The organism is Bartonella fuyuanensis, from assembly GCF_014197255.1.
In the GTDB taxonomy this organism is placed as follows: domain Bacteria; phylum Pseudomonadota; class Alphaproteobacteria; order Rhizobiales; family Rhizobiaceae; genus Bartonella; species Bartonella fuyuanensis.
On the sequence record NZ_JACIFE010000034.1, the window covers coordinates 1 to 7338 of the forward strand.

Here is a 7338-nt window from a genome sequence, read left to right on the forward strand (position 1 = left end):
ATCAAACTTTATGAAAGTTTTTTTGCCAAGGCATTTAAGAAAACCACAGATAAGCTTGGGATTGTTTATACCCCCGTTGAGGTTGTTGATTTTATCATTCATTCCGTTAATGATGTTTTAGAGCAAGAGTTTGGAAAAAGCTTGGGATCACGGGGTGTTTCTATCCTCGACCCTTTCACGGGAACTGGAACCTTTATTACACGGCTTTTACAATCAGATCTCATCAAACCAGAGGATATGGAATATAAGTTCCGTCATGATATCCATGCCAATGAGATTGTTTTACTTGCCTATTACATAGCCGCGATTAACATTGAATCGACGTATCATAGTATCATGAAAGGTGAGTATATCCCTTTTAAGCATATTGGTTTGACAGATACATTTCGGATGCTTGAAGAGAAGAACCTTCTGCAAAAATTATTCAAAGACAACAGTGAATATTTAGAACATCAAAAGAAACTGGATATTAAAGTTATCTTTGGTAACCCTCCTTATTCGGTAGGACAAAAAAGTGAAAATGATAATGCAAAGAATACACCTTATCCGATATTAGATGACCGTATTCGTGATACATATGCCGTTCAATCGAAAGCAACCAATATACGAAGTCTTTATGATAGCTATATTCGTGCAATCCGCTGGGCTAGTGACCGTATAAAAGACCGTGGTGTGATTGGTTTTGTTACAAATGCAAGCTTTGTAGATGCAAAATCTATGGATGGTTTACGCAAGTGTCTCGTTGAGGAATTTAACAGTCTTTATATTTTCCATTTACGTGGTAATCAACGAACTTCTGGAGAGCTTTCTCAAAAAGAAGGAGGTAAAATCTTTGGTGAAGGATCACGAGCCCCTATAGCGATTTCTATTTTGGTCAAAAATCCAAATGCACAACAGCATGGTAAGATATATTTTCGTGATATTGGCGATTACCTCACAAGAGAGGACAAGCTTAAGACAATTAAAAAATTTGGTAGCATTGATGGTATTACACATAGCAAACAAGGTTGGCAAATAATTATACCAGACAAGCATGGTGATTGGCTTGGTCAACGTGATGACAATTTCAAAACCTTTTTAGCTATAGGTGATAAAGGTGACAAAAAAGGTCATGGTAAAAAGCTCTTTACAACATTTTCTTGCGGTGTACAAACTAGTCGTGATGCTTGGGCATACAACTCAAGCCGTAAAATATTAGCAAAGAATATGCACAATACGATTGCGTTCTATAATAGTGAAGTAGAACGTTTTAATGCTGCTTATGGACATGTTGATCGCAGAATACGTAAAAATGCTGTAGATAATTTCGTCAATACAGATGAGAGCAAAATAAGTTGGAGTAGTAGTCTAAAAGAAGAGTTTGTAAGAGGCAAATTTTCCGAATTTGAAAGTAATTGTTTAGTTCAAAGTCTTTATCGTTCATTTACAAAGCAATGGCTCTATTACAATCGTGTTTTTAATCATAGAGTTTTTCAAATGCCTCGTATATTTCTGATGGGAAAAGCAGTTGAAAATAAAGTGATTCAAATTACAGGTGTAGGAGCAATGTGTGGTTTTTCTGTTCTTATGTCTGAAGATTTGCCTAATCTAGATGCAATAGAAAAAGGTCAATGTTTTCCACGCTATATTTACGAAGACACTCCGGTTTCAAAAGGTAAAAGTAAGCAACAATCCCATTTGTTTGCAAATGCTACAGAAGAAAGTAAAACAGCTGGTTTACAACGCCGTGATGCCATTACGGATGAAGGATTAGCACATTTTAAAGCCGCTTATCCTAATCAAACCATAACAAAAGATGATTTATTCTATTATGTTTACGGTTTACTTCATTCGGAAGATTACCGTGCTCGTTATGCTGATAATTTATGCAAAGAATTGCCTCGTATCCCTTGTGTAAAGAGTGCTGGTGATTTTTGGAAGTTTGTAACAGCAGGGCGTAAACTGGGTCATTTGCACGTAAATTATGAAGATGTAGAGCCTTATCCAGTGACCTTTAAAAAGGGTAATCCAAAACTGACTGATATCTCTAATCCCGAAGAATTTTACTACGTTACAGAAATGAAATTTTCTGGGAATAGTAAGGAAAAGGATAAATCGACTGTTTTTTACAACAGCAATATTACCATGACAGATATCCCTCTTGAAGCTTATGAGTATATCGTTAATGGCAAACCTGCTCTTGAATGGGTTATGGAGCGTCAATGTGTTAAGACTGATAAAAAAAGCGGTATTGTGAATGATGTCAATCGCTATGCTGTTGAAACCGTTGGCAACCCTGCCTACCCTCTAGAGTTGTTTCAAAGGGTTATTACCGTAAGTTTAGAAACCATGAAAATTGTTAAGAACCTACCAAAATTAGAAATAAGAGAAACTGAATAGACTTGCCATGCTCACATGATAGGTATGTTAACTTTATAAGGGGTATAGGGTATTCTATACCTCTCTTGTTAAGTTACTTACATATAAGCTTTAAAAGGAGTGTTTATATGCATTATTCTAAAAAGAAGAAACTTGCACTTTTAGATACTCTTATTTGGATTGCTTTAAGACTTTTAAGAAACCCACTCTTAAATAGAATTAGATTTTTTTACATTGCCTTTAAAAGATTATACCGTAATCTAAAATGATAGCTTTGTTATCAAAAGCTTTGTTTAAAGAGAGTTATATATATTCATTTTCTTATATTACTTAGAGGTTTTGAAGGTTTCTCAAACCCTCAAAATACCTTCAAAATATATCATGGGTTGTATTTATAGGTTGTGTTTTAATATAGATTGTATCTCTAAAATACTAATATATTGAAATATAATAACTTTTATTTTTCTATTTAAAAAAAATATATAACGGGGAGTAAAAGGAACCCTCAAAATACTCAAAATTCTCAAAACTCATAACCATAATGGTCTTTATAGCATTTCTTATGAGTTACAAACTATCTTTTGAAAGGCTTTAAAGGATCACATGCTTTTTATAAAACACGTTGTAATCATTCTCTAAATCATAAGGTTATCATTCAAAAGAACTGATTAAAATTCATAAAAGGGACTTTGATAACGTAATCAGTTTTTAATTTCATATGCTTTTCATAAGATGTGTTTTAATCACTCACTAAAATGATCACTTTTGTCAGTTCAATTTACTGACACATAACTGACAAGTTTTAATCAATTCACATCATTGGTTATCTTTAAAGATTGTATTCTTGATATGGGTTGTATTTTAAAGACATTAACCTATTGAAATATAATATTTTTACTTTTTCTCATTAAAAAAAAATAATTATAGGGTCTAAACAGGACTGACACAACTAACACGGTCTATTAAAAGGGATTTTGCCCATCTCTATAATGATCAATCTCTCTTTTGGTGTTTTCATAACAGTCTCTAAATTACAATTATCATATGTATCAAATTGTTGTATAACATCATCTCAAGTATAGATTTTCATGAAGCCTCCCCTGCATGGTCCTTAATTCTTTTACAGAGAAATTCATAAAAGTTACTTGCATAATACTGGGGATCGCTAGGTGGAAACTTAAGATAAAGTGGACACTCACTATCCCGAAACTGTGTATAATCAAAGTAAAAACTTTCACCAAAATCAGTTGTGCAGACAACGAGCTGTTTGGGATGCGTAAAACCATCTCTTCTATCGAGTAAATTTCGGTAAACAATATCACCAGCAGGAATACCAGAACAGATTTCATAAATACTGAATATTTCTTCACCTCCTATTTCTCTTCCTCCATAATTTCTTAAAAAACTCTTGTAGGAAGAAGTAAATTGTAAAGCGAGACTATTCTCAGCTGTTTTAATCCGTACATCATCAGGTGCATTAGTTTTTGTACCAAAATTAATAGCATGACTATACATATCAATATATTGCGCAACATCTGATAAAGTATAACTTTTCATAATTTTTCTCCATAAGTTACAGCGTGTTTTTACTAATAATTTAGTGTTTCTACTGATCAATATTTCTTTACTATAGCCAATGAAATTGGAATTACATTGATAGAATCATAAGGGTTATTTTCTTGACGGTGCTCTTTTCTCATCAAAACCTGTAAAATTATCTCGCATTTACAATATATGCTGTAGTTAAAGGAGATGATCATGAAAACTTAGAGAGCACCTTTTAGGGATATTACTCCAATATTTGCAATAATGACCTTTTCCTTTTTTTCTACTTAGAAACTTTTTTTGAAATCCAACAAATAACTTTTCTGATAAAACTTGTCTTTGGCTTCATATGAGAAACAAAACTTTTGTCTTGATAAAATGAGTAGAGAACCTCAACAATAGGACTATCTTGTTCTTGTGTCATAGGATATAGCATAATAGGCCTACAATCGACTCCAATAGGAGATCTTCCTGATGCCATTCTTTCCACATTGGTACCTGCTACTATTTGCCCTTTTTCTTTCCAAGAAGAAACCGTTTCAGGCTCAAACAGTTCATCTTCCTGATAAACTTTTTTACCTTTAAATTCCATAGGCTCTTCTGCCCCCATCATTTTTTTCTTTATCCATTTCATGATTTATAACCCCCTTCGATTTTTTTCAAAATAATCAATGTATTCCTTTGTTCTAATAAGCTTAATCAACTCTCCTTCCAAGAGCGAGATTATTCCTCGCTAGAAAGTTATGAGTGATTGTCATAATCCTTTCCACCCTGTTCAATTACAGCGTAACTGAGTTGTTTGGTTTTTGACACCTCTTTGGCTAAAACTAATGCGCGTTCAAAATGAAGCTGTTTGATGCTGTCATCAAAGCCTAGATGATCCCCTCTTGCAAAACTTTGCTGATAAGATTGTAAGGTTTCAACATCACCTAATAAAGCAAGAGTGCCAAGATGAAGCAAAGCATAATCTGTATCATCCCCCTTATCCCTTGCATCCTTTGCCCAAGGAGCTATACCATAGTCAGAGTGAAGTCTTTCAGAAAGGTCAATTTCTTTGGCTGACCATTCTAGCGCATCATCAAGTGCTTGCTTTAAGCGATCCGCAGTGACTTCTGGTTCAAAGATTTCCAGTCCCTTGGCTTCAAAATTAAGCTGTATATCTGGAATATCTTCCGTGTAGGTAGGATCAATGAATTTGCAAGCACAAGCCAAAATGCCCGTGCTAATCATAAAGGCGCTATCAAATTGCGGGTAGTCTTTGGCAATTTCGTCGTTATAAAGAATATCTACTTCACGATCAGCCAATTGATAGCTTGCCATATGGTCATTCTCATTGATTTTCTCGGTTGACCAGCCTAGACTTTTTAAAAGTGCATGAGCACTTTCCATGGTGAGACGATCATCAGTGTCATCCGCTTCATCCACTTCCTCTGCCACTTCAACAGAAGTTGTTTTAGAAGCAACAGATGCTGTTTGCGGATCCAAGCTTAAAATCGGAGCGTTTTTAGGAAAACCAGTCCGATAACGGCGTGCAAGAGTAAGAGCGTTGTCAATCGTATATTTCGTGATACCTTCCACAAAGCTTAAAGAGTTTCCCTTTCTAAAATTCTCTTTATAAAACTTAAGCCTCTCAACATCTCCAATCAGAATAAGCGCAATAAAATGGCGTATTATAAGATCATATTCACTGTCTGGGGGAAAAGCCGCATAATCATAGATGATTTGATTAACATTTTGTCGATCAGCCCAACACAAAATATCCGCACAGATCTGCTTCAGTTTACCTTCATCAACTTCATTACCAGACACAGTATATATATCTTCTAACTCTTTAAGAACGGCATATTGGGGAGTATTGATGAAAATAGATCGATAAGCTGTAGAAAAACCAAGTGTTGAAAGAGAAACCTTGAAGGTAACAAGTGGTGTCTCTCCGTTTTTATCAAGGTCGTACACTATATTAATGATACGATCTTTCTTTATAAAATAAGCATTGCGATTGTAATTTTTATCACGATAAACTGTCCAGTCCATCTTTTTTAAGTCTTCAGAAACTGTATTCAGAAAAGACAAATCTTGCAAACTGAGATGATCATCTATGGCTTTTCGCTCATTAAGGATTTTCAGATGGTCTTCAGCAAATTGTACGGCGTGATTAACATACTTCTCCACTTCACTGTCTTCTAAATATTCAGAAATTGTACCTGCTTCTAAAAGATTTTGATAAAATTTCAGGACATCAATTTGGCCGGTTAATGCTAAGCAAGCCAAATGCCAAGGAATATCTGGTGTATAGCTATACTTTTGAATACGTGTTTTGCTTTCTATTGATGCTTGTAAATCTTGGGCACGTGCCCACTGTATCACCCGCTCAGAGATTTGTGTCAACTCTTGCTCAGTTAATGTCTCCACACAAATATCAATGCCTTTATCAATATAACTATAAATCCCCCCCCCCAATCGTATTAAAAGAATCATAAATCTCCGTAGGAGATATGCATCGATACTCCCAACTATGGTGAATATATTTGCAAGCCACAGAAATCTCTTCATTGGAGATCTCCGCTTCAAGACGAACATTGTAATTGTCATGGAGACGTATAAAGCCAAAATCAAATTGAATGAAGCGGTCGGGCAAAACCAGCCACATTTTTCCGGGTTCTGTGGCAAACCACCCTTGTGTTTTGAGAATGCGCATTGCTGCGGTAAGGCTCATCTGTTGCTTTTTGTTTTTTTTGCGCATTAGAATATCATCTAACTCTCCATTTTTATAGGCCTGTGCAAAAAAAAGCAGGCGATCATACGACGTTACTGTCTCATAGTCAGAAAATTCTGGCACAAATAATTGGGGTATAGGTTCATCAGACCTTAAAGCATCTATATCGCCAAGCAATGCTTGTGCAACGGCAGAATGATTGGCCGCTTTTTCACGTAACTTTTGTTCAATATCCTGTGCTTGTGCCCATGCAACCACTTTGTTTAAAGCAGTTGTGATATGGTTTTCGGAAAGATCCGGAGCTTTAACATTAAAATCCTCTTCTGCATAAAACAGCACATCTTCATATTTACGCCGTGATTCTTGACCTCTAGAGTATTGCCAAACAAGGCAATAGGCAGCAGTAGTGAGGTCAGAAGACAACCTAAACTCTTTGCCACTCTCTCCATAATTTTTGATATCATAGCCAATGCCGACAATGCGATCGGGAAGATGATAATACGCAAAGGTATCCCCCACTTCATCACGATAAGGCTCCCAACCAAGTCCTTTTAAAATTTCTGCAACATCTTTTGTTTGCATTATATTTCACTTTCCTTGTGAGTGCATGAGCACTTTCCATGGTGAGACGATCATCAGTGTCATCTGCTTCATCCACTTCCTCTGCCACTTCAACAGAAGTTCTTTTAGAAGCAACAGATGCTGTTTGCGGATCCAAG

The 7338-nt window shown here is 35.6% G+C and carries 4 protein-coding genes and 1 pseudogene; 1 reads left to right on the forward strand and 4 read right to left on the reverse strand.

The genetic code is table 11. The features are described 5' to 3' along the window. Positions 1-2379: type ISP restriction/modification enzyme (locus tag GGR08_RS07345; protein ID WP_183194677.1), on the forward strand; the 2379-nt coding region annotated here is incomplete at its 5' end. 1065 nt (positions 2380-3444) lie between these two features. Here GGR08_RS07345 and GGR08_RS07350 read toward each other — a convergent pair. The 4 genes and pseudogenes from GGR08_RS07350 to GGR08_RS08055 all read right to left on the reverse strand — a co-directional run. Continuing rightward, positions 3445-3915: an SMI1/KNR4 family protein gene (locus GGR08_RS07350; RefSeq protein WP_183194678.1), complete on the reverse strand. Its 471-nt coding sequence runs from the start codon at positions 3913-3915 to the stop codon at positions 3445-3447. A gap of 271 nt (positions 3916-4186) precedes the next feature. After that, the gene (locus tag GGR08_RS07355; protein ID WP_183194679.1) at positions 4187-4537 is read right to left on the reverse strand and encodes an HNH/ENDO VII family nuclease; all 351 of its coding nucleotides are present in this window, start codon (positions 4535-4537) and stop codon (positions 4187-4189) included. A gap of 107 nt (positions 4538-4644) precedes the next feature. Further along, positions 4645-7201: pseudogene (locus GGR08_RS07360) on the reverse strand (DUF6990 domain-containing protein). Next, positions 7143-7338, reverse strand: a 196-nt coding sequence (locus tag GGR08_RS08055; protein ID WP_425485759.1) for a hypothetical protein, incomplete at its 5' end; no start/stop codon positions are given. The pseudogene GGR08_RS07360 and the gene GGR08_RS08055, both read right to left, overlap by 59 nt.

Coding starts and splice junctions, on each gene's coding strand:
- GGR08_RS07350 (WP_183194678.1), bottom strand. CDS start 3,915: ATGAAAAGTTATACTTTATCAGATGTTGCGCAATATATTGATATGTAT.
- GGR08_RS07355 (WP_183194679.1), bottom strand. CDS start 4,537: ATGAAATGGATAAAGAAAAAAATGATGGGGGCAGAAGAGCCTATGGAA.